At 67.0% G+C, this 21,000-nt stretch carries 21 protein-coding genes; 9 read left to right on the top strand and 12 right to left on the bottom strand.

What is annotated here, in order from left to right; genetic code table 11:
* Positions 1-53: 53 nt before the first annotated feature.
* The 3 genes from QMG28_RS04155 to QMG28_RS04145 form a co-directional block, all read right to left on the bottom strand.
* Entirely contained in the window at positions 54-848 is a 795-nt protein-coding gene (locus tag QMG28_RS04155) for a DODA-type extradiol aromatic ring-opening family dioxygenase (protein WP_281840890.1), read from the bottom strand.
* Positions 849-962: 114 nt separating this feature from the next.
* The gene (locus QMG28_RS04150; RefSeq protein WP_281841064.1) at positions 963-1,280 is read right to left on the bottom strand and encodes a DUF1244 domain-containing protein; all 318 of its coding nucleotides are present in this window, start codon (positions 1,278-1,280) and stop codon (positions 963-965) included.
* Between the two features lie 30 nt (positions 1,281-1,310).
* Positions 1,311-2,051, bottom strand: coding sequence for an N-formylglutamate amidohydrolase (locus QMG28_RS04145; protein ID WP_281840889.1), 741 nt, complete (start codon positions 2,049-2,051; stop codon positions 1,311-1,313).
* 140 nt (positions 2,052-2,191) lie between these two features.
* Between QMG28_RS04145 and pyk the strand changes: the two genes are divergently transcribed.
* Entirely contained in the window at positions 2,192-3,640 is a 1,449-nt protein-coding gene (gene pyk / locus QMG28_RS04140) for a pyruvate kinase (protein ID WP_281840888.1), read from the top strand.
* A 53-nt stretch (positions 3,641-3,693) separates the two neighbouring features.
* Positions 3,694-3,918, top strand: coding sequence for a hypothetical protein (locus QMG28_RS04135; protein ID WP_281840887.1), 225 nt, complete (start codon positions 3,694-3,696; stop codon positions 3,916-3,918).
* Between the two features lie 245 nt (positions 3,919-4,163).
* On the opposite strand, the gene QMG28_RS04130 is transcribed toward QMG28_RS04135, so the two are convergent.
* The gene (locus QMG28_RS04130; RefSeq protein ID WP_281840886.1) at positions 4,164-4,493 is read right to left on the bottom strand and encodes an AzlD domain-containing protein; all 330 of its coding nucleotides are present in this window, start codon (positions 4,491-4,493) and stop codon (positions 4,164-4,166) included.
* Positions 4,490-5,200, bottom strand: coding sequence for an AzlC family ABC transporter permease (locus QMG28_RS04125; RefSeq protein ID WP_281840885.1), 711 nt, complete (start codon positions 5,198-5,200; stop codon positions 4,490-4,492). The genes QMG28_RS04130 and QMG28_RS04125 overlap by 4 nt, the downstream gene beginning before the upstream one ends.
* A gap of 54 nt (positions 5,201-5,254) precedes the next feature.
* On the opposite strand from QMG28_RS04125, the gene mobA reads away from it, so the two are divergent.
* Positions 5,255-5,881, top strand: a complete 627-nt coding sequence (gene mobA, locus QMG28_RS04120) for a molybdenum cofactor guanylyltransferase MobA (protein ID WP_281840884.1) — start codon at positions 5,255-5,257, stop codon at positions 5,879-5,881.
* The gene (locus tag QMG28_RS04115) at positions 5,878-7,629 is read left to right on the top strand and encodes a bifunctional molybdopterin-guanine dinucleotide biosynthesis adaptor protein MobB/molybdopterin molybdotransferase MoeA (RefSeq protein WP_281840883.1); all 1,752 of its coding nucleotides are present in this window, start codon (positions 5,878-5,880) and stop codon (positions 7,627-7,629) included. The genes mobA and QMG28_RS04115 overlap by 4 nt, the downstream gene beginning before the upstream one ends.
* 154 nt (positions 7,630-7,783) lie before the next feature.
* On the opposite strand, the gene QMG28_RS04110 is transcribed toward QMG28_RS04115, so the two are convergent.
* Both QMG28_RS04110 and greA read right to left on the bottom strand, forming a co-directional pair.
* Positions 7,784-8,815, bottom strand: a complete 1,032-nt coding sequence (locus tag QMG28_RS04110) for a hypothetical protein (protein WP_281840882.1) — start codon at positions 8,813-8,815, stop codon at positions 7,784-7,786.
* 21 nt (positions 8,816-8,836) lie between these two features.
* Positions 8,837-9,307: a transcription elongation factor GreA gene (gene greA / locus QMG28_RS04105; RefSeq protein ID WP_281840881.1), complete on the bottom strand. Its 471-nt coding sequence runs from the start codon at positions 9,305-9,307 to the stop codon at positions 8,837-8,839.
* 287 nt (positions 9,308-9,594) lie between these two features.
* Here greA and QMG28_RS04100 point away from each other — a divergent pair, with 287 nt between their 5' ends.
* Positions 9,595-11,244, top strand: coding sequence for an electron transfer flavoprotein-ubiquinone oxidoreductase (locus QMG28_RS04100; protein ID WP_281840880.1), 1,650 nt, complete (start codon positions 9,595-9,597; stop codon positions 11,242-11,244).
* A 46-nt stretch (positions 11,245-11,290) separates the two neighbouring features.
* Here QMG28_RS04100 and QMG28_RS04095 read toward each other — a convergent pair whose 3' ends face one another.
* Together QMG28_RS04095 and mnmC2 are read right to left on the bottom strand one after the other, a co-directional pair.
* Positions 11,291-12,163: a DMT family transporter gene (locus QMG28_RS04095; RefSeq protein WP_281840879.1), complete on the bottom strand. Its 873-nt coding sequence runs from the start codon at positions 12,161-12,163 to the stop codon at positions 11,291-11,293.
* Positions 12,160-12,825, bottom strand: coding sequence for a tRNA (5-methylaminomethyl-2-thiouridine)(34)-methyltransferase MnmC2 (gene mnmC2, locus QMG28_RS04090; RefSeq protein WP_281840878.1), 666 nt, complete (start codon positions 12,823-12,825; stop codon positions 12,160-12,162). The genes QMG28_RS04095 and mnmC2 overlap by 4 nt, the downstream gene beginning before the upstream one ends.
* A 58-nt stretch (positions 12,826-12,883) precedes the next feature.
* On the opposite strand from mnmC2, the gene QMG28_RS04085 reads away from it, so the two are divergent.
* On the top strand, positions 12,884-13,912 hold the full coding sequence (locus tag QMG28_RS04085; protein ID WP_281840877.1) for an NAD(P)/FAD-dependent oxidoreductase: 1,029 nt from the start codon (positions 12,884-12,886) through the stop codon (positions 13,910-13,912).
* Positions 13,913-14,074: 162 nt separating this feature from the next.
* On the opposite strand, the gene QMG28_RS04080 is transcribed toward QMG28_RS04085, so the two are convergent.
* The 3 genes from QMG28_RS04080 to QMG28_RS04070 form a co-directional block, all read right to left on the bottom strand.
* Positions 14,075-14,899 carry a 4-(cytidine 5'-diphospho)-2-C-methyl-D-erythritol kinase gene (locus QMG28_RS04080; protein WP_307726340.1) on the bottom strand — a complete coding sequence of 275 codons (825 nt, stop codon included), beginning with the start codon at positions 14,897-14,899 and terminating at the stop codon, positions 14,075-14,077.
* The gene (locus tag QMG28_RS04075) at positions 14,899-16,602 is read right to left on the bottom strand and encodes a tetratricopeptide repeat protein (RefSeq protein WP_281840875.1); all 1,704 of its coding nucleotides are present in this window, start codon (positions 16,600-16,602) and stop codon (positions 14,899-14,901) included. The genes QMG28_RS04080 and QMG28_RS04075 overlap by 1 nt, the downstream gene beginning before the upstream one ends.
* Positions 16,603-16,934: 332 nt before the next feature.
* Complete coding sequence (locus tag QMG28_RS04070) at positions 16,935-18,890, bottom strand: lytic transglycosylase domain-containing protein (protein ID WP_281840874.1); 1,956 nt, start codon at positions 18,888-18,890, stop codon at positions 16,935-16,937.
* Between the two features lie 147 nt (positions 18,891-19,037).
* Between QMG28_RS04070 and dapA the strand changes: the two genes are divergently transcribed.
* The 3 genes from dapA to smpB are packed head-to-tail and all read left to right on the top strand — an operon-like array spanning position 19,038 to position 20,883.
* The gene (gene dapA, locus QMG28_RS04065; RefSeq protein ID WP_281840873.1) at positions 19,038-19,910 is read left to right on the top strand and encodes a 4-hydroxy-tetrahydrodipicolinate synthase; all 873 of its coding nucleotides are present in this window, start codon (positions 19,038-19,040) and stop codon (positions 19,908-19,910) included.
* A gap of 1 nt (position 19,911) precedes the next feature.
* Positions 19,912-20,388 (top strand): tRNA (N6-threonylcarbamoyladenosine(37)-N6)-methyltransferase TrmO, encoded by a 477-nt coding sequence (gene tsaA, locus QMG28_RS04060; RefSeq protein ID WP_281840872.1) that lies wholly within the window; start codon positions 19,912-19,914, stop codon positions 20,386-20,388.
* 15 nt (positions 20,389-20,403) lie between these two features.
* Positions 20,404-20,883: an SsrA-binding protein SmpB gene (gene smpB, locus QMG28_RS04055; protein ID WP_281840871.1), complete on the top strand. Its 480-nt coding sequence runs from the start codon at positions 20,404-20,406 to the stop codon at positions 20,881-20,883.
* The last annotated feature ends 117 nt before the right edge of the window (positions 20,884-21,000 follow it).

The following is a 21,000-nucleotide window of genomic DNA, read 5'->3' as shown; positions in this document are numbered from 1 at the left end:
AGGTTTGGGTAACGAGTGCGAAAGACCCCGGCCGTGTCCGGGATCTTTTTTTGTCAGTCGAACCGCCAGGACGAAGCGGTCACGCCGCCAAAGATCATCTCCTGATGATAGGTGCGCGTGGCCTTGCCGGTTTCCGCCGCGCCGAGCGCGGCGAAGAGCGGCACAAGGTGATCCTCCTGAGCATGGCAGGCACGGGCATGAGGCGCGCTTTCCCAGTCAAGGAGCGCCGCGGTGCGGGCCTCGGGCGCGCGGTCGAGCACGTCATTGAGCCAGGTGTCGAAGGCTTCCGACGGCACCCGGGCCTGCGGCCCGAAATCGCGCAGATTGTGGTAGCTGAGGCCCGATCCGAGGATCACCACGCCCTCGTCGCGCAGCGGTGCGAGCGCGCGGCCAAGGCGGAAATGGTCTTCCGGGTCGTAGCTTTCGAGCATCGAAACCTGAAACACCGGCACATCCGCCTGCGGATACATCACATAGGCGGGCACGAACGTGCCATGGTCGAAGCCCTGCGCCTCGTCCAGCGCCACCGGCAGGCCCGCCGCGCCGATCAACTCGGCGGCCCGTTCCGCCAGAGCGGGTGCGCCGGGGGCGGGATAGGTGATGTCATAGGTATGCTTCGGAAAGCCGTAATAATCATAGACCATCGGCGGCTGCGCATTGTGCATCACCCGCACCTCGCGCGCCTCCCAATGGCCCGAGATCATCAGCACCGCCTTGGGCGGTTCGGGCAATTCAGACGGGATCGCGGCGAGCGATTTTTCCAGCGGGCCGAATGCGCCGCGCATATCGTCGATCCACGGCCAGGGGCCGCCGCCATGGGAAATGAAATAAGTCGGTTGCCGGGTCATGTGGGCCTCCATATCTGCGTTGGTTCAGACATAGTGCCGCGAGGCAGCGCACAGAACTCCCCGAATTCACACAGGTTAGGTGCGGCGGCGCACATCAACAGGCTGGAACGCCTCTCAGCCCTTGTCTTTCAACACATTCTCTTTGAACGCCACCTCGAACGCGGCCTGTTTCTCGGCGCTCGCCTCGGTCTGGTTCTGCGCGCGCCATGCGTCATAAGGCATCCCGTAGAACACCTCGCGCCCCTCCTCCTTGGTCATCGGGATACCCCGCTCGTTGGCGGCTTCCTGATACCAGCGCGAGAGGCAGTTGCGGCAGAAGCCCGCAAGGTTCATCAGGTCGATATTCTGCACATCGGGCCGGTCTTCCATCAGGTGCTTCTGCAGCCGGCGGAAGGCGGCGGCTTCGAGTTCAATCCGGGTTTGCGGGTCAATGTCATGGGGCATGGGCGCGTCTCCGTTTGTTCACAATTGGGAAGCGTCCAGCACCTCTTCAAGGATCGGTGCAAGGCGCTGGGCCCAGTCGTATTGCTGCTGATCGGTACGGATGAGATCGTTGCGCAGCTCGATCAGCACGTTCACCCGGTGCGGCTGGATCGCGTGCCGGTCGACGCTGTCGCCGTCGAGATGGCCGCCATAGGGCTCGTTCTCGCCCACGCAGAGGTCCGGCTCGTCATGCAGCCGCCGCAGCAGCGGCAGGGCGAAGCGGTCATCCTTGCCGTAGAGAACGCCGATATGCCAGGGGCGCGGATCGCGGCCCCGCAACTGGCGGGTGAAGGAATGGATGGCGACATAAACGGTATCGTCCCGCCGCGCCGCCAGCCGGGCCACGGCGCCGTGGTAGGGCCGGTAATAGGCGTTCAGCCGGCGCTCAAGTTCGGCCTCATCCACATGCCGGTTGGCGGGCACGATGGTGCCGTCATACAGCTTCATCACCAGCGTCGGGTCGTCCTCGCCCCGGTTCGGGTCGATCACCAGCCGCGAGAAATTGCCCATCACCACCGGCGCGCTCATAAGCTCGCCCAGCGCCAGAGACACGCCCGCCGCCCCCGGATCGAAGGCGATATGGCGGGCCATGTCGTCATCCGAAATCCCGAGCGAGCCACCGTTCACCTCAGGCGGCACGGCGTTGGAAGCGTGGTCGCAGGTGATGAGCCAGCGGCTCTCGCGGTCCTCGCCGACGATGTGAAAAGGCAGGTATGTCATGCGTATGTCGTCTTGGTCGTCCACAGGGTTTTAGGCGAGCGCGCCGGAAAGCGCCAGTTGCGACTGGCAATGAATTGGGGCATAGAGCGCCTGACATGCCGTGACCGCTAACACGGCCCGTATTCGAAGGAATTGGCACTATGCAACGCCACCGGAACGTGAAGATCGTGGCCACCCTCGGTCCCGCGTCGAACGATTACGACATGATCCGCAAACTGTTCGAGGCCGGTGCCGACGTGTTCCGCATCAACATGTCGCACGGCACCCATGAAGAACACCGCGCCCGCCACGAGATGATCCGCCGGGTGGAGCGCGATCTGGGCCGCCCGATCGCGGTGCTGGCCGACCTGCAGGGGCCGAAACTGCGCTGCGGCGTCTTTGCCAACGGCGCGGTCGAGCTGGAAGAGGGCAACGAGTTCCGCTTCGACCTCGACAAGACGCCGGGCGACGCCACCCGCGTGCAACTGCCGCACAAGGAGATTTTCGCCGCGCTGGAAAAGGGCACGTCGCTGCTCGTCAACGATGGCAAGATCCGGTTGCGGGTGAAGGAATTTGGCGCCGACTATGCCAATTGTGAAGTAATGGTCGGCGGCACGATCTCCGACCGCAAGGGCGTGAACGTGCCCGAGGTGGTGCTGCCGCTCGCCGCGCTCACCGAGAAGGACCGCAAGGATCTCGAATTCGCCTGCGAGCTGGGCGTCGACTGGCTGGCGCTCTCTTTCGTGCAGCGCGCCTCGGATGTGGAAGAGGCGCGCCGCCTCGCCAATGGCCGCGCCGCCGTGCTGTCGAAGATCGAGAAGCCCTCGGCGGTGAAGGATTTCGAGGCGATCCTCAAGGTTTCCGACGGGATCATGATCGCGCGCGGCGACCTTGGGGTCGAGCTGCCGGTGCAGGCCGTGCCGCCGATCCAGAAGCGGCTCGTCCATGCCTGCCGCGCCGCCGCCAAGCCGGTGATCGTGGCCACGCAGATGCTCGAAAGCATGATCGAAAGCCCGGTGCCCACGCGCGCCGAAGTGTCGGACGTGGCCGCCGCGATCTACGAAGGCACCGACGCGGTGATGCTCTCGGCGGAATCGGCGGCGGGCAATTACCCCGTCGAGGCGGTAAAAACGATGGATGCGGTGGCGACCGAGGTGAATCTCGACCCGACCTATCGCCGGGTGATCGAGGCCAGCCGCCTGATCGAACGGCGCACCGTCGCCGACGGCATCGTCTCGGCGGCGCGCGAGATCGCCGAAGCCACCGACATCAAGGCAATCTGCTGCTTCACCCAGTCGGGCACCACCGCCGTGCTCACCGCCCGCGAGCGGCCCCGTGTACCGATCCTTGCGCTCACCCCGCTGGAGGGCACGGCGCGGCGGCTCTGCCTGTCATGGGGCATCTCCTGCCACATGACCCATGGCGAGGTGGACCGCTTCAAGATCGCCGTCGTGTCGGCGGCACGGGCGGCGCGGGCCTCGGGCATCGCCGGCGACGAAGATCAGATCGTGGTGATCGCCGGCGTGCCCTTCAACGTGCCGGGCACCACCAATATCCTGCGCGTCGCGCCCTGCGCGGAACGGTTGATTTTCGCCACCGACCCCGAATAATGGCAAGACGGTCCGTGTTCCGGGCCGGTCAGCCGCCGGCGGGAGAAGGCGCGATGCAAAATGATCTGTTCCTGGTGGTTGGTGTCATCATCCTCGTTTTCACCGTTCCCGCCATCGTCTCGGCGTTCTCCGAGGGCCGGCCGCCGCGCATTGCGGCGATCATGCTGCTGATCAGCGGCGGGCTGATCGCCATTGCCCTGACCCAGAAGCCGGGCGGCTATAGCTTCGAGGATATCCCGCAAGCCTTCGTGCGGGTGATCGGGCATTACCTGCGCTGAACGCGGCGCGGCTGCGATGCCCTCAGCCTAGCCTCAGCCTTCCGATACGTGACCGAAAGACGGAGGTGGAAACACCCTCCATCTCTTTGAATTCACTGCGCCTTATCCCTCATCTCGCAACTCTACTCCGCTAGAATCCTGAAGGACTGGGGCCCCTCGCCCGGAGCGCGGCAAACCATCCTCACAGGGTACAGACAACGCAAAAGCAGCCCGGCCCCGAAACCCGGCCCGGCCCCGCGCCGCAGCTAACCCACCAGCCAGAGCATTGCATAAAGCGTCAGCGCCCCACCGATGATCGCGATCAGCGTGTTGCGGGTGGCGACACCAAGCACCACCGTGGCCACCGCCGCGACAAGGCGGGCCGGATCCGTCACGCCATCGGTGGCTTGCGGCCAGAGCACCAGCGGGGCGACCAGCCCCGGCAGTACCGCCACCGGGGTGTAGCGCAGCACCCGCAGCAGCCAGGCAGGCAAGGGCCTGTCGCCCACCAGCCCGAGAAACGAAAAGCGGATCAGAAATGTGCCGATCCCGAGCCCGACGATCACGGTCCAGATTTCAACGCTCGACATGCTCATGGCGCACGCCGCCCCATAGCCACTTCCACCCCTGCCCCCACCGCCATCGCACAGGCCGCTGCCACCAGCAGGCCAGTGCCATAGGGCAATCCCGCGAATAGCAACGCCAGGACCACCGATGTGACCGCAGCCGCCAGATGCGCGAGCGACTTCACCATCGGTGCGATCATCGCAAGAAAGGTGATCGGCACCGCGAAATCCAGGGCAAATTCCGGCGGAATCGCCTTGCCCGCCAACGCCCCCACATAGCTGGCGGCATACCAGACCGGCGCGATCAGGGTCATTATGCCGAAGTAATAGCTGAGGCGCTGCGACAGCGTCAGATCCGGCTCGCGTTCGAATTTTGCGTGCCCCAGCATATAGGACTGATCGACCATCAGATAGGCCGCCACCGCCCGCTTCCACAGCGGCGCCTTGCCAAGCCATGGCGTGAGAGAGGCGGAATACATCGCCATGCGCAGGTTCACCGCCAGCGCGGTGATCAGGATCATCACCAGCGGCGTATCGGCCACCATCTGCTGAAGCGCGGCAAATTGCGCGGCCCCGGCGATGACGAGGATCGACATTCCCATCGTCTCGGCCACGTTCAGCCCCGCCTCCGTCGCCACCACGCCAAAGAGCAGCGCGAAGGGCACGACGACGAGCACGAAAGGCGTGCCATCATAAAAGCCTCGCAGAGCGAGAGATTTCGGGTTGGAGCGGGTCATGGCTGGTCCTAGGGTTAAGGCACTATCGGTAGGGGGAAACCGGCGGAGATGCAATTGCCTGAGCGCGGAGAAAAGCTGGCACCCCTCGGCGTGATCCTCGCGGGCGGGCAGGCCACGCGGATGGGCGGGGGCGACAAGGCGCTGCTCGATCTCGGCGGCACGCCGATGCTGGCCCATGTGATCCGCCGCCTGCGCCCGCAGGTGGCGGGGCTGGCGCTGAACGCCAATGACGACCCTGCCCGCTTCGCCGGCTTCGGCCTGCCGGTGCTGCCCGACAGCCTGCCCGGCTTTCCCGGCCCCCTCGCAGGCGTGCTTGCCGGGCTCGACTGGGCTGCGCGGGAAGGGGCGAGCCATATCGTCACCGCCGCCGCCGACACGCCCTTCCTGCCCACAGGTCTCGTCAGCACCCTCGGCGCCGCCGCCAAACGGGAGCACGCGCCGATTGCGCTGGCGGCCACATCCTCCGGCCTGCATCCCACCTTCGGGCTCTGGCCGGTCAGCCTGCGCGACGATCTGCGCCTCGCGCTGGAGGCGGGCGCGCGCAAGGTGGCCGCCTGGGCGCTTGGGCAAGGCGCGGCGCGCGCGGATTTCCCCGACACACCGCAGGATCCGTTTTTCAACGTCAACACGCCCGAAGACCTTGCACTTGCCCGCGCCCGTCTGGCAGGAGGCAGGGCATGAAGATCTATGGCGTCATCGGCTGGAAGAACGCAGGCAAGACCGGGCTGATGGAGCGGCTCGTGGCCGAGATCTGCGCCCGTGGCTTCACCGTCTCGACGGTCAAGCACGCCCATCACGCCTTCGATCTCGACCGTCCCGGCAAGGACAGCCACCGCCACCGGCAGGCGGGCGCGCGCGAGGTGCTGCTGGCCTCGCACGAACGCTGGGCCCTGCTGCACGAATTGGCAGACGCGCCGGAGCCGCCGATGGGCGAGATGCTCGACAAGCTGGCGCCCGTCGACCTCGTGCTGGTCGAAGGCTACAAGCGCGACGCCCATGCCAAAATCGAAGTGTTTCGCGAGCCGGCCGGCCACGAGCTGATCCAGCCCGACGATCCGACGGTGCGCGCGGTGGCCTCCGACGTGGCGCTCGCGGACCTGCCCGTGCCGGTCTTCGATCTGAACGACACCGCCGCGATCGCCGATTTCATCCTCGCCGAAACCGGGCTGGTGGCCGAAACGCCGGGCGATCTGCCCGATGCCTGCTTCCTGCCGCAAAGCGCGCCGGGCATGGCCAGCGTGGCCGAGGCGCAGGCAATGCTGCGCGGCTCGCTCGGGCCGGTGACGGCTGTCGAGCGGATCGCGCTGGCCGAAGCGCAGGGCCGCCTTCTCGCCGACGACGCCATCGCCTCCCGCGCCAACCCGCCGGGCACCAATTCGGCGATGGATGGCTACGGCTTCGCCCATGCCAGCCTTGCCGGCGGCAATGTGCTGCTGCTTGACGAGGGCCGGTCGGCGGCGGGCGCCCCGCATCGCTCGGCCGTCGCGCCCGGCCACGCCGTCAAGGTGCTCACCGGCGCGCTGCTGCCCGAGGGGGTGGACAGTGTGGCGATGCAGGAAGAGGTGGTGATCGCCGACGGCCGCATCACCCTGCCCGATGGCCTCTCGCCAGGCGCCAATACCCGCGCCGCCGGCGAGGATGTGGCCGAGGGCGCGCTGGCGCTCGCGGCGGGCTGTGTGCTGGGGCCGGCGGAGCTTGGCCTGCTCGCCGCGCTGGGGCTTGCCGAGGTGAGGGTGCGCAAACAGCTCCGCGTCGGCGTGCTCTCCACCGGCGACGAGCTGGCCGCCCCCGGCACCACCCGCGATCCGGCCCGCACCTATGACGCCAACCGCCCGATGCTGCTGAGCCTCGCCGCGCGCTGGGGTCACCGGGCGGTGGATCTCGGCCATGTGCCCGACGACCGCGACGCGCTGCGCCGGGCGCTGAACGCCGCGCGCGGCGCGGTGGACGTGGTGCTCACCTCCGGCGGCGCTTCGGCGGGGGATGAAGACCACGTATCGGCCCTGCTCGGGCAGGAAGGCCATCTCACCCAATGGCGCGTGGCACTGAAACCGGGCAAACCGCTGGTGCTGGCGCAATGGCAACGGATGCCGATCTTCGGCCTGCCGGGCAACCCCGTCTCGGCTTTCGTCACCGCCCTGCTGTTTGCCCGCCCGGCGCTGTCGCTGCTCGCCGGCGGGCGCTGGCCGGAGCCGCGCGGCTTCACCGTGCCCGCCGCCTTCGCCAAGCGCAAACGGACCGGACGGCGCGAACTCCTCCGCGCCCGGCTCGATGGCGAGGGCCGCGCGGTGCTGTTCCGGTCGGACAGTTCGGGCATGATCTCAAGCCTCGCCTGGGCCGAAGGGCTGGTGGAGGTCAGCGAAGACGCCCAACAGATCGAGCCGGGCGATCCGGTGCGGTTCATTCCGTTCGGCAGCTTCGGGCTTTAGGTTCGCGCGGGCCTCGAATGCGCGGGTTACAACTCCGGAAATCCGGATTTCCGGAGTCCCCAGCGCGCCGGAAATCCAAAACATACCAAAGTTTTTCAATAGGATAGAAAAATCACGGCGCCAGCGCAGATCGGAACGCCATCGTAAATGCCGGTCAGTCGAATGTATGCGTCACCCGGCCGAGCAACATGAAGGCGCAGGCGGTGCGGGTCATCCCGAAGCGCGACATCTGCTCATCGCTCAGGCGCGGCTCCACCGAGGTGAGCATTTCGTCGAACCGCCGCAGGAAGTGGTGGGCGGCGTCGCGAAAAATCGGATCCTGCCGCATCCGGCCCGCCGACAGCGCGAGCGAAGACCGGTCGCGGATGCCGCCGAGTCCGGCCACCGCGCGGCCGCGCTCGCCCCCGGCGAAACGGCGCCAGACTTCCGGGCGCGCCCGGTCGGGCCGCAGATCGTCCATATAGATCCCGTCCTGCGACAGCAGCGTCAGCACATCCTGCGCCGCCTGGATCAGCGTTGCCACCTTGCGGTCGGCCAGCGCCCGGCGCAGGGCGGCAAACCCCGCCTCGTCCTCGGCATTTTCAGGAAAGTTGATCGCGCGGATCAAATCTTCCGGATCGACGGGCGGCGCCAGCTCTTCAGCGGAGGTGCCCAGCGCGAGCCGGGTCTGGCCGGTATCGTCCTCCACCTCCACGCCCACCGTCCTGATCGGCGGCGGCGGCGCAAGGCGGTGCTCCATCTGCGGGCGCGACGAGACAAACATCGCCAGTGTATCCTCGGTCTGGCGCTGCTTCTCGGCGATCTCTTCGAGCTTGCGGGTCAGATCCACCGGGCGCGGGCCGAACACATGCGCGTGCTGCGCCTCGACAAAGCTCTGGCGCATCGCGTTCAGCGCCGATTGCAGCCGGGCGCTCTCGTCGCGCATCACCTTGGCCGAGCGGGCGGCGGAGGCGGCAAGCCAGATCACCGCCACCGGCAGGGCCACCGCGATCAGCGTCATGATGAAGCGCAGCGCGCCGGAGGCATCGGGTGAGGCGCCGCCGAGCACCACGAAAAACACGATGCAGGCCAGCACCCAGATCACCGACAGCGACAGCGCAATCACTTCGCTGGCGCCCAGATGCCGGCCCGTCGCCCGGCCGAATACGCCAAGTTCGGCCTGTCTGTCCTGTTTATCTCGCGCCATGCGCCTCTCCGTGCCGCGGTATCAGACGAAATCAATCCCCAGGATCTCGTAGCTCTTCTCGCCACCCGGCGTCTTCACCTCCACGCTGTCGCCCACATCCTTGCCGATCAGGGCACGCGCAAGGGGCGATTTGATATTGAGCTTGCCCTTTTCCAGATCGGCCTCCGGTTCGCCCACGATCTGATAGCTGCGCTCTTCATCGGTATCCTCGTCGACGAGCCGCACCGTCGCACCGAATTTCACCGCGCCAGACAGCGTCGCCGGGTCGATCACATCGGCAAGCGAGAGGATGCCTTCAAGCTCTTTCACCCTTCCCTCGATGAAGCTCTGCTTCTCGCGGGCAGCATGATACTCCGCATTCTCCGACAAGTCGCCATGTTCGCGCGCTTCAGCAATGGCCGCGATCACGGCAGGCCGTTCCACCGACTTCAGGGTTTTCAACTCGTCATTCAGCGCGGTGTGACCCGCGCGGGTAATCAATATCTTTTCCATCTGGCGGTATTCCTGCTCGTCGTGAGGCGGCGCGGGCCCGGCCCGGCTTGCCCCGTTGGGTCGTCTTCGTCGTGAAGAGCGCCCCGGAAGGGGCGCAAGGTCACCCTGAAAGAAAAGCAAAACCGCTGGGTTTGCAATGCCCTTGTTTCGCCCGGGCACAGGGGAAAACCGCCGTTTCCGCCTCGCACCGGCCAGAAATGCCGCGTTGCGGCAATGTTATCCTGACAAGCGATTGACCCGTCTCGGGCGGCCCGCTATCGAGTGGTGAGCCAATGAGGAGGGTAGCGATGTCCGAGATCGAACGGGAAGCGATGGAAGTCGACGTTGTCATCGTCGGCGCAGGTCCGGCGGGGCTTTCGGCTGCGATCCGGCTGAAGCAGATCAACGCGGATCTCAATGTTGTCCTGCTCGAAAAGGGCTCCGAGGTGGGCGCGCATATCCTGTCCGGCGCCGTGCTCGACCCGGTCGGGCTCGACACGCTGATCCCCGACTGGAAGGACAAGGGCGCGCCGGTGACCGTCGAGGTCACCGATGACGAGTTTCTGATGCTCACCGAAAAGGGCGGCTGGCGCATTCCCAACTGGCCGATGCCGCCGCTGATGTCGAACCACGGCAAATACATCGTCTCGATGGGCCAGCTCACCCGCTGGATGGCCGAACAGGCCGAGGCGCTCGGCGTCGAGATCTATCCCGGCATGGCCTGCTCGGAGCTGGTCTACCGAGACGACGGCTCGGTCAAGGGCGTCGTGGCCGGCGAATTCGGCAAGAACGCCGATGGCACCCCCGGCCCGGCCTATGAGCCCGGCATGGAGCTGCACGGCAAATACGTGCTGATCGCCGAAGGCGTGCGCGGCTCGCTCGCCAAGCACATCGCCAGCCAGTTCGAGCTGTGCAAGGGCCGCGATCTGCCGAAATTCGGCATCGGCATGAAGGAGATCTGGGAGATCGACCCGGCCCGGCACGAGCAAGGCAAGGTCAGCCACCTGATGGGCTGGCCGCTTGGCAAGAACGCCCATGGCGGCGGCTTCGTCTACCATGCCGAGAACAACCAGCTCTTCCTCGGGCTGATCGTGCACCTCAACTACGAAAACCCGCACCTCTACCCCTACATGGAATTCCAGCGGATGAAGCATCATCCGAAGGTCGCGGCGCTGCTCGAAGGCGGCAAGCGCGTGAGCTACGGCGCACGGGCGGTGAGCGCGGGCGGCTGGCAGTCGATGCCGAAAGCCGTGTTCCCCGGCGGCGCGCTTCTGGGCGACAGCGTCGGGCTGGTGAACTACGCCCGGATCAAGGGCAACCATAATGCGATGCTCTCGGGCATCGCCGCCGCCGAAGCCGCGGCGGAAGCGATCGCGGCGGGCCGCGAGGCTGACGAGCTTACGGCCTATGAGGCCGAACTGCGCTCCGGCGCGGTGGCGCGCGATCTCAAGCCGGTGCGCAACGTCAAGCCGCTCACCACGCGCTTTGGCGATAAATTCGGCCTGATGCTGGCGGGCTTCGACATGTGGACGAATTCGCTCCTTGGCTTCTCCGTCTTTGGTACGATGAAGCACGGCAAATCCGACGCGGCGGCCACGGGCAAGGCAAAGGATTTCCCGAAGATCGACTATCCGAAACCGGATGGAAAGATCAGCTTCGACCGGCTCACCAACGTGTCGTTCTCGGCCACGAACCACGAAGAAAGCCAGCCCTGCCATTTGCAGCTGAAAGACCCGGAGATCCCGATCCGGCTCAACCTGCCGGAATATGACGAACCGGCGCAGCGCTACTGCCCGGCCGGGGTTTACGAGGTGGTCGAGGGCGACGAGGGGCCGCGGTTCCAGATCAATTTCCAGAACTGCGTGCACTGCAAGACCTGCGACATCAAGGACCCGTCGCAGAACATCACCTGGACGGTGCCGCAGGGCGGCGACGGGCCGAATTACGGCAACATGTGATATACCGGCTGGCGGCACGGACAGCGCTCCGGCCGCCGCACCCCGGCTAGCCCTGCCGCACCTGCCGCTCGCGCCAGGCGGTGAACAGGCCCGCGCCGATCACGATGGCCGCGCCGAGGGCGACGTTGGGTTCCAGCACCTCACCGAAAACCGGGATTGCCAGCAGGGTAACGAAGACGAGCTGGAAATAGGCGAAGGGCTGCACCGTCGAGGCTTCGACCACCTCATAGCACCTGATCAGCAGCCAGTGCCCCAGCGCGCCGGTCACGCAGAGCGCAGCCATCCAGCCCCAGTCCGGCGCGGTCATCGGCTCCCAGAACCACAGGCCCACCACCGTCATCCCGACCGCGCCGACCGTGCCCGTCCAGAAGAACGAGGTGGCCGCGCTGTCGCGCCGGGCCGCGTAGCGTGTCATCAGCCCATAAGCGGCCCAGAGCAGTGCTGCGAGCAACGCCACCAGCGCCTCGGGCGCGAAGACCGCAAAGCCCGGGCGCAGAATGATCAGGATGCCGACGAAGCCGACAAAGATCGCCGCCCAGCGGCGCGGGCCGACCTTTTCGCCCAGCACCGGGCCGGAGAGCGCGGCAATGATCAGCGGGTAGGAGGCAAAGATCGCATGGGTCGGGATCAGCCCGAGCAGCACGAAGGCGAGCACGGTCGCGCAGATCTCGGTGATGAGCAGCAGCCCGCGTGCGATCTGCAGCAGCGGCTGAGAGGTACGTGCCGCCGCGCGGATACCGCCCGCCTTGCGCGCGGCCACCGCCATCACGAAGGCGGCGAAGAACCAGTAGCGGATCATCACCACCATCAGCACGTTGTACTCGGCGGCAAGATGGCGCGAGATGCCGTCCTGCATGGCAAAGACGAAGGTGGCCGCGATCATCAGCACGATGCCGAGGCGGGTATTGCTCTCGGTCATTCCACCAGTCTCGCCACGCTCATATGCCGTTTGCGGCCATAGCCGGGCCGGCGCTCCACCGCAAAGCCCGCGGCTTCCAGCCCCCGGCGCACGAAGCCGGCGGCGGTATAGGTGGCGGCGGTGCCGCCCGGCGCGGTGTGGGCGGCAACGGCGCGCATCAGATCTTCGCCCCAAAGCTCGGGGTTCTTCGCCGGCGAAAACCCGTCGAGATACCAGGCATCGGCCTGCCCCGGCCAGGCCGGCAGCGTCGCGCGCGCATCGCCCAGCACCACCTCGACCTCCAGCAGGCCAAGGGTGAAGCGGGTCTCGCCCGCGCCCCAGGCGGAGAGAAACGGCCCGGCCAGCGCCTCGGCCTCGGGAAAGGCGCTCAGCGCACGGGCGATCTCGTCGGCCGTCATCGGGAAGGCTTCAAAGCTGGTATAGCGGATCGGGCCGGTTTCGGCGGCGCGCGCGGTGGCCAGCATGTTGAGGCCGGTGCCAAAGCCAAGCTCGGCCACCCGGAAGCCGGGCCGGAACCGGGCGGGCAGATCGTTGCCCGCAAGGAAGGTATGGCGCGTTTCGGCCAGCCCGTTGTCGAGGCTGAAATAGGGATCGTCGAACCGGGTCGAGACGGGCGTGCCCCGCTCGTTCCATGCGACTTCGGCATGCTGGCTCCCGCCCATGACTTCCCCTAAAACCCGGACAACGGCGCGAGGATGCGCGAGGCCGGAGGGCTTGGCAATGGTAGACGTGACGGTGCGCGGCGCGGGGGCTTTCGGGCTTGCGGTGGCCTATGCCTGCGCGATCAAGGGGGCGAAGGTGCGCGTGGTCGATCCCGCCGGGCCGGGGGCGGGCGCCTCTGGCGGGCTCGTCGGCGCGCTGGCCCCGCATGTGCCGGAAATGTGGAACGAGAAAAAGGCCTTCCAGTTTGCCTCGCTGGCCATGGCCGAAGAATTCTGGGCCGAGGTCGCGGCCACCGGCGGCGTCGATCCCGGCTATGCCCGCACCGGCCGGCTGCAACCGATTGCCGACGATCGCGCGCTGGACCTTGCCCGCGCGCGCGCGCAGACGGCGGCGGAGCTTTGGCAGGGGCGCTTTGTCTGGGAGATCGTCGAGGCGACGGGCGACTGGGCGCCGGTCAGCCCAACCGGATTATTGATCCACGACACGCTCACCGCCCGCGCCGCCCCATGCCGGGCGGTGGCCGCACTGAAAGCCGCCATCGAGGCGCGGGGCGGGGTCATTGCCAGTGACGCGCCCGACGAAGGCCGGGTGGTCTGGGCCACCGGCGCGGCGGGGCTGGTGGAGCTGTCGGGCATTTTCGGCAAGAGTGTCGGCGTGCCGGTGAAGGGCCAGTCGGCGGCGCTGGCCCATGACGCGCGCCACCTGCCGCAGCTCTTCGCCGGCGGCGTGCATATCGTGCCCCATGCCGATGGCACCGTCGCGATAGGCTCGACCACCGAGCGGGACTATGACGACCCGAGCGGCTGCGACGCGCAGCTTGACGATGTGATCGCCGCTGCCCGCGCCGCCTGCCCGGCTCTGGCCGATGCACCGGTGATCGACCGCTGGGCCGGGCTGCGCCCGCGCTCGAAAACCCGCGCGCCGATGCTGGGCCGCTGGCCCGGGCGCGCGGGGCATTACATCGCCAATGGCGGCTTCAAGATCGGCTTCGGCATGGCTCCGAAAGTGGGGCTGGTGATGGCCGATCTGGTGCTGGACGGCGAAGATGCGATCCCGGCGGCATTCCGGGTTGAGGCCAATCTCTGACCATGCCGGGCCGGGGCGTGCCGACGCGCTGAAAATGACACGCAAGAAATCCAGTTCTCCGGATAACTGGATATCGCAACCCCGCCGAAACACCGGAAAACCAGCGCCTGCACCCGTCGTGGTAACATCCTGTTAAGGGTAAGCGCCTCTAGGCAGCCCGGCTCAGCGCAATGTTGCCGGGGTCACCCACCAATCGGGATGGGCCTGCGCCAGCGCATCGGCGGCCATGTCGGCCTCGGCGCGCTCTTCGAACAGGGCAAAGCAGGTCGCCCCCGAGCCGGACACCCGTGCGAACCGTGCGCCGGGCAGCGCCGCAAGCGCATCGAGCACCTCGCCGATCACCGGGGCGATCCTGCGGGCCGGTTCCTCAAGGTCGTTGCGCTGCTTCGAGAGCCAGTCGAGCGCCGACCAGGCGCCGCGCCAGCGCGGGATGCGTTTGGGCAGGCCGGTATTGGTCTTGTTTTCGAGCGCGGCATAAACCTCGGGCGTCGAGACATCCACACCCGGATTGGCAAGCACCGCATAAAGCTCCGGCATCCCCTCGACCGGCGTCACGTCGTCACCGATCCCGCGCATCCGCGAAGCCTGCCGCGCCAGGCAGACGCGCAGATCCGCGCCGAGATCGGTTGCACCTTCGGGCAGCGTGGTGGTGCCGGCGAGATCGGCCATGGCAAAGAGCGTGGCCGCCGCATCGGACGAGCCGCCGCCAAGCCCCGCCGCCGTGGGCAGATGCTTGTCGAGCGTGATCGCCACCGGGATGTCGAAAAGCTGCGCGGCTTTCCAGACCAGGTTGCGCTCGTCGGCGGGCACGCCCCCGGCCATCGGCCCGGTGACCTCCAGCGAGATCGCATCGGCCGGCATCACCCGCACCCGGTCGCCGATATCCGCGAAGACCACCAGGCTGTCGAGCAGGTGGTAGCCATCCGGGCGCTGGCCGGTAACGTGCAGGCACAGGTTGATCTTGGCAGGGGCAAAGGTGCGCGACATCATTTGCGGAGCGGCTCCCCGCCTTCTTCCTCGAGCACGGCATCGAGCCCGACCTCCAGCTTGCGCCGGATCCGGTCGGGGTTCAGCTCTTCGAGATTGGTGTCGTCGGTGACGAAAGACAAAGCCCGCCGCCACTGGAAATCGGCCTCGCGCTTGCGGCCCACGGCCCAGAACGTATCGCCCAGATGGTCGTTCAGCACCGGGTCGAGCGGCAGAAGCTCCACCGCGCGCACCATTTCCTCCACTGCTTCGTCGTAGCGTCCGAGCCGGTAATAGACCCAGCCGAGGCTGTCGCGGATATAGCCGTCATAGGGCCGGGCGGCGACGGCGCGCTGGATCATGCCCAGCGCTTCGTCGAGATTGCGGCGCTGCTCGACATAGGAATAGCCGAGGTAGTTCAGCACCGAAGGCTGGTCGGGGAACAGTTCGAGCGCGTGGCGAAAATCCGCCTCGGCCTCGTCCCAGCGCCCCTGCCGCTCCAGCGTGATGGCGCGGGCGAAATACACGCTCCACTGCCCCGGCAGGTCTTCGATATAGAGCGCGATGGCCGCGTCGTAATGCGGCGTGGCCTCTTCGAACCTCTGCTCAAAGCGCAGCGTGTCGCCGATAGAGGCATGGACGGCGGCCAGTTCCGGCCGTTTTGCCGCCAGCGCTTCCAGCACGGCGAGCGTTTCGTCGATCTCGCCCATCCGCCGCAGCGCGGTGGCCCGCCCAAGCTGCGCCTGCGGATAGCCCCGGTCGGTCTCCGGCACGCGGGCATAGGCTTCGGCGGCCAGCTCGTCATTGCCCATCTCCTCGAAGACCTGCGCCGCCACCAGAGCCGCGCCCACATGGTTGGGGTCGAGATGCTGGGCGATACGGGCATAGATCAGCACCAGCCCCGGATCGGCATCGCCGAGCAGCGACTGGCCGACCTCGTAGAACAGTTGCGCCAAGCCGCCGCGCGCGCCGCTGACGGCGCTGAACGGGATCGGCTTGCCGGCGGCCAGCTCGTCGCGCAGGGTCAGCAGCTCTTCGTCGGTGGTGTCGGGAAAGGCGCTGTCGAGCAGCGCCACCGCGTCGGGGTTGCGTTCAAGCTGGCTCAGGACCTGGGCATAGGCGACCACGCCGGCACGGTTGAGCTGCAGCACCTTGTCTTCGCCGCCGAGAATACGCGCCGCGCCCTCGTAATCGCCCACCTGCGCCAGCGCCAGCGCCTTCTGGAACAGCGCCGCGTCGCCCACCGCATCGTCTTTCGCCAGATCGTCGAACAGGCCGATGGCACGGTTGACCTGACCCTCGCCGATCGCCGTCCAGGCGCGGATCATCTGGTCGAGAAACAGGCCCACGGTGGTGCCCGCATCGAGCATCTCTTCCACGACCGCCCAGTCCTCGCGCTGCATCGCGTCGGCGATCAGCACCAGCCCGGCCACCTGGTTGTGGTCTTCCAGCCCGGTGAGGCGGCGTGCCACGGGCACGGCGGCGGCAATCTCGCCCAGCCCCATCTCGGCCATGATCAGCCCTTCCATCAGGCCGAGATTGTCCGGATCGCGCGCCAGCGCCCGGGTGCCGTATTCGACCACCGCGCGGTAATCGCCGCTCATATCGGCCGTGCGGGCCGCGAGATAGGCGCCGGCAAGCCCGTCCTGGGCGGCGGCGGGAAGGCTGGTGCCGGTCAGCGCGAGGGCGAGACCGAGCGTGCGGAGAAGGCGAATAGGCGGCAAGGGGGGCTCCGTCGCAAAAGGGTTGGGGGCACCCTAAAGGGCCGGAGAGAAGGGTTCAATGGATGTGCGGCATCTGGCCGGTGCTGCTGACGGAGCCGTGAGGTGCGGCGGCCTCGCGCCTGAGCGCGGGCCTGCCCGGAAAAGGCGGCTCGGCACGGCTGACGTCCTGTACCTGCGTTTGGAAATGAGCGGAGCCCAGACGCAAAATCCGGCCTGATCCTTTGAAATTACAGGGTTTTGCGCCTTCGTCGGGGCGCTACTTTTCCGGAATTCCAGTGCCCCGCTTCAGGCAGGCCGCACGCCCACCCGCCTCTCAGCCCAAAGCCCCGCCCTCAGCGCCGCTTGAGCTCATCGGTGAAGCGGATCGCTTCGGTCTGGCCGGTCAGCCGGGCGCGGTAATTGGGCAGGCTCTCCGTCACCCGCATCACATAGTTGCGGGTCTCGTCGAACGGGATATGCTCGATCCAGTCGACGATATCGACATTGCCCGCGCGCGGATCGCCATTGGCCTCGCTCCAGCGCCGCGCCCGCGTCGGCCCGGCATTATAGGCCACCGCGATCAGCACCGGGTTCTGACCGAATTGTTCGATCAGATAGGCCAGGTATTCCGAGCCGAGCCGGGTATTGTAAGCCATGCCCTCGGTCAGCTTGCCTTTGTCATAGGCCACGCCCACACGCCTGGCCATGTCTTCCGCCGTGCCCGGCATGAGCTGCATCAGCCCCATCGCCCCGACACCCGACACCACCCGCGGGTTGAATTCACTCTCGCGGCGTGAAATCGCCAGTTCCAGTGCGCGCGGCACGGTGCGGTTGCCCCGCCCGATATCGGGCGTCGGAAAATAGGGCCGGTTGTAAAGCGTGCCGTGAAAGCTCAGCGCATATTTGGCGAGCGAAAGCTGCAGGTAGGGCGCCTCTGCATCCTCGGCCCATTGCATGAGCTGGCCGGTGGCGGTGCGGTCGAGGCTTTCCATCAGGTGGGCCACGAAGCGGCGGGCATAATAAAGCTCGCCCGCCGCCAGCGAGAGCCGCCCCGCTTCCATCACCGACGATCCCCAGAAGCCGGCCTCCCGGTAGCCGGAATAGGTCTCAGGCCCGGTCAGATCGGTGCGCATCGCCAGCCCCGCCTTCTCGGCAGCCAGCAGGCCGTAAAACGCCGTCTGATGCTGGCCCGCCGCCGAATAGGCCCCACGCGCCTCCTCCGCCCGGCCCAGTGCTTCCAGCGCCCGGCCCTCCCAATAGCCGCCGCGCCCGAGGCTGATCGGGCTTTCCACGCCAGACTTATGCACTCTGAAATGGCGCAGCGCCGTCTCGGCATCGCCCAGCTTGCGCAGGGCGACATAGCCTGCGAGCCATTCCAGCTCGGCGCGGTCCTCGCCATCGCCAAGCTGGTGGTTGGCCGCGATCCGGTAAGCGGTGCGGTCCTGGCCCTCGCGCATCGCCCAGCGGGCAAGCATGAGCCGCTGCCCCGCCCAGCGCGCGGGCTGTCCGAGCGAGGCCGCCGAGCCGGAGCGCTCCAGCAGCAATTCGATGGCGCTGTCGTTGCGGCCCTTCAGCACCCGCCAGAGAAACCGCTCATAGGCCAGGCCGGGATCGTCCTGCAGCGCGCCGGGCACATTGCCGATCGCGGCATCCACCCCATCGGTCTGCTCACGCAGGGCGATACGGGCATTGGCAAGCGCCTTATGCCCCTCATCCACCCGCGCGAGCTGGCGCTTGGCCTCGCTCGTCAGACCACGCCAGAGCAGCATATCCATCCGCGCCCAGTGATGGCTGGCCAGCGTTTGCGGCCAGTCCACCATGAACTGGTCTTCTTCCTCCCGGCTGAGCGAGAACGAGGTCCAGCCCCGGATCGCTTCGGCCATCGCTTCCTGCTTCGCGCCGGTATCCCACAGCGCCTTGGCAAAGCGCAGCGTGCCCGATCCGGTCTCGGGCTTCTGGGCGATGAAGAAGTCGAGCACCAGCGCCGGGCTCGCATCCGCGGGAATCGTTTCTTCCGCCCGCTCGCGCAAAAGCGCGAGCCCCGGCCAGTCGGGGCGGCGGGCCAGAAACGCCACCGTCTCGTCGAAACTGCCCCTGGAGGCGCGCAGCCGGTTCCACTGGATGATGTCGCTGGCAACCGATCCGCGCGGGCCAGCGGCGTCGAGCGCGCCATCCCAGTCGCCCTTGCGCATAAGCTCGAATCCCCGCTCCAGCGCGGCGACGCTGCCCGCGTCCTGCGCCTGAAGCGCACCGGAAAGCCCAAACCCGAGGCTCGCGGCGAGCATCAGGGCACGAAGAAAGACTAGCATTTTTTCAACCATGCCGCATTCCTAACGCGCACGCGCGCTGCTTCAACACACAATCTTGGCATTTGCGCGCCATGCGGCTAGTTTCCGCCGCGTTTGACCCGGCGCCGATTCAGGTGCCCCTCTGAAACCCGCAAAAAGGAGCGTGTCATGTTCAAAGGATCAATTCCTGCCCTGGTCACGCCGTTCAAGAACGGCGAGCTGGATCTCGACGCGCTCAAACACCTGGTGGACTGGCACGTCGAGCAGGGCTCGCACGGGCTGGTGCCGGTCGGCACGACGGGTGAAAGCCCGACGCTGACCCACAGGGAGCACGAAACCGTGGTCGAAGAGGTGGTGAAGGCCGCCGCCGGCCGCATCCCGGTCATTGCCGGCGCCGGCTCGAACAACACCGTCGAGGCGGTGCGCTTCATGAACCACGCCAAGGCGGTGGGCGCCGATGCCGGCCTCGTCGTCACCCCCTATTACAACAAGCCCACCCAGCGCGGGATGATCGCGCATTACACCGAGCTGGCAAAGGTCGGCCTGCCGATCATCATCTACAATATCCCCGGCCGCTCGGTGGTCGACATGACGCCCGCGACGATGGGTGAGCTCGCAAAGCTCGACATGATCGTCGGCGTGAAGGACGCGACCGGCGATCTCGCCCGCGTGGCGCAGCATCGCATCACCTGCGGCACCGGCTTCATCCAGCTCTCGGGCGAGGATGCCACCGCGGTGGGCTACAACGCGATGGGCGGCACCGGCTGCATTTCCGTCACCGCCAACGTGGCGCCGAAGCTGTGCAGCCAGGTGCAGGAGGCCACGCTCGCGGGCGATTATGCCACGGCGCTGGAGCTGAGCGACAAGCTGATGCCGCTGCACCTGGCGATCTTCCTCGAACCGGGCGTGGTGGGCGTGAAATACGCCATGTCGCGCCTCGGCCTGATCGCGCCGGAGGTGCGCTCGCCGATGCTGGAGGCGACCGACGCCACCAAATCCGCCATCGACGACGCGATGCGCCATGCCGGCCTGATGAACTGAGATGGGCGACCGGCCCGCAATCCGGGAGGGCGAAATCGCCCTCCCCCATGACCCCGCCGCCCGAACCGATGCCGGGCTGGTCTTCATCGGCCGCATCCGCAGCCCCTGGGCGCGCGGCAATTGCCCGAAGAACATCTCGAAGGCCCGCGCCGAAAAACCGGACACCTGGATCGAGCTGAAACCGGAATTCGCCCCGGCGCTGGCCGGGCTGACGGTCGGCCAGCCGGTGATCCTGCTCTACTGGATGGACAATGCCCGGCGCGATCTCGTCGTGCAGGCGCCGGCACATGTCGACGCGCCGCGCGGCACCTTCGCCCTGCGCTCGCCCAACCGGCCCAACCCGATCGCCGCCGCCACCGTGCGCATCACCGCGCTTGACGGCGCCCGGATCGGCATCGACGCGATTGATTGCTTCGACGGCACCCCGCTCGTCGACATCAAACCGTGGCTGGAAACCATCGACATCCCGCCCGCCTGAGCCTATCTCCACCCCATGGCGAAGAAGAAAGATACCGATCCCAACTACAAGGTGATCGCCGAGAACCGGCGGGCGCGGCACGATTATGCCATCGAGGACGATCTCGAATGCGGCATCGTGCTGATGGGCTCGGAGGTGAAAAGCCTGCGAAACGGCGGGGCGAACATCGCCGAGAGCTATGCCGAGGTCGACGACGGAGAGCTCTGGCTCGTCAACGGCTCCATCGCCCCCTACGAACAGGCCAAGACCTGGGGCCACGACGAACGCCGCCGCCGCAAGCTGCTGGCGTCGAAAAAAGAGCTGGCCCGGCTGTGGAACGCGACCCAGCGCAAGGGGATGACGCTGGTGCCGCTGGTGCTCTACTTCAACCACAAAGGGCTGGTGAAGATCAAAATCGGCATCGCCAAAGGCAAGAAGCTGCACGACAAGCGCGCCGACGATGCCAAGCACGACTGGAAGCGCCAGCAGGCCCGGCTTCTGCGCGAACGGGGCTGACAGAGGGGGGCTGTCTGCCCCCCACGCGCTGCGCGCTCCCCCCGAAGGTATTTTGGGAACAGAGAAGCCCATCACCTTCTTCGTTCCGTAAATACCTCGCAGGGGGTCCGGGGGATG

Source organism: Sinisalibacter aestuarii, from assembly GCF_027923545.1.
In the GTDB taxonomy this organism is placed as follows: Bacteria; Pseudomonadota; Alphaproteobacteria; order Rhodobacterales; family Rhodobacteraceae; genus Sinisalibacter; species Sinisalibacter aestuarii.
The sequence above is the reverse complement of the archived record's forward strand: the minus strand, read 5'-3'. Positions and strand labels throughout refer to the sequence as shown.

What these genes read in the sequence shown, in the direction of transcription:
- QMG28_RS04155 (WP_281840890.1), bottom strand. Translation starts at nt 848, where the DNA reads ATGACCCGGCAACCGACTTATTTCATTTCCCATGGCGGCGGCCCCTGG.
- QMG28_RS04145 (WP_281840889.1), bottom strand. Translation starts at nt 2,051, where the DNA reads ATGACATACCTGCCTTTTCACATCGTCGGCGAGGACCGCGAGAGCCGC.
- pyk (WP_281840888.1), top strand. Translation starts at nt 2,192, where the DNA reads ATGCAACGCCACCGGAACGTGAAGATCGTGGCCACCCTCGGTCCCGCG.
- QMG28_RS04135 (WP_281840887.1), top strand. Translation starts at nt 3,694, where the DNA reads ATGCAAAATGATCTGTTCCTGGTGGTTGGTGTCATCATCCTCGTTTTC.
- QMG28_RS04130 (WP_281840886.1), bottom strand. Translation starts at nt 4,493, where the DNA reads ATGAGCATGTCGAGCGTTGAAATCTGGACCGTGATCGTCGGGCTCGGG.
- QMG28_RS04125 (WP_281840885.1), bottom strand. Translation starts at nt 5,200, where the DNA reads ATGACCCGCTCCAACCCGAAATCTCTCGCTCTGCGAGGCTTTTATGAT.
- QMG28_RS04115 (WP_281840883.1), top strand. Translation starts at nt 5,878, where the DNA reads ATGAAGATCTATGGCGTCATCGGCTGGAAGAACGCAGGCAAGACCGGG.
- QMG28_RS04110 (WP_281840882.1), bottom strand. Translation starts at nt 8,815, where the DNA reads ATGGCGCGAGATAAACAGGACAGACAGGCCGAACTTGGCGTATTCGGC.
- greA (WP_281840881.1), bottom strand. Translation starts at nt 9,307, where the DNA reads ATGGAAAAGATATTGATTACCCGCGCGGGTCACACCGCGCTGAATGAC.
- QMG28_RS04100 (WP_281840880.1), top strand. Translation starts at nt 9,595, where the DNA reads ATGTCCGAGATCGAACGGGAAGCGATGGAAGTCGACGTTGTCATCGTC.
- QMG28_RS04095 (WP_281840879.1), bottom strand. Translation starts at nt 12,163, where the DNA reads ATGACCGAGAGCAATACCCGCCTCGGCATCGTGCTGATGATCGCGGCC.
- mnmC2 (WP_281840878.1), bottom strand. Translation starts at nt 12,825, where the DNA reads ATGGGCGGGAGCCAGCATGCCGAAGTCGCATGGAACGAGCGGGGCACG.
- QMG28_RS04085 (WP_281840877.1), top strand. Translation starts at nt 12,884, where the DNA reads ATGGTAGACGTGACGGTGCGCGGCGCGGGGGCTTTCGGGCTTGCGGTG.
- QMG28_RS04080 (WP_307726340.1), bottom strand. Translation starts at nt 14,899, where the DNA reads ATGTCGCGCACCTTTGCCCCTGCCAAGATCAACCTGTGCCTGCACGTT.
- QMG28_RS04070 (WP_281840874.1), bottom strand. Translation starts at nt 18,890, where the DNA reads ATGCTAGTCTTTCTTCGTGCCCTGATGCTCGCCGCGAGCCTCGGGTTT.
- dapA (WP_281840873.1), top strand. Translation starts at nt 19,038, where the DNA reads ATGTTCAAAGGATCAATTCCTGCCCTGGTCACGCCGTTCAAGAACGGC.
- tsaA (WP_281840872.1), top strand. Translation starts at nt 19,912, where the DNA reads ATGGGCGACCGGCCCGCAATCCGGGAGGGCGAAATCGCCCTCCCCCAT.
- smpB (WP_281840871.1), top strand. Translation starts at nt 20,404, where the DNA reads ATGGCGAAGAAGAAAGATACCGATCCCAACTACAAGGTGATCGCCGAG.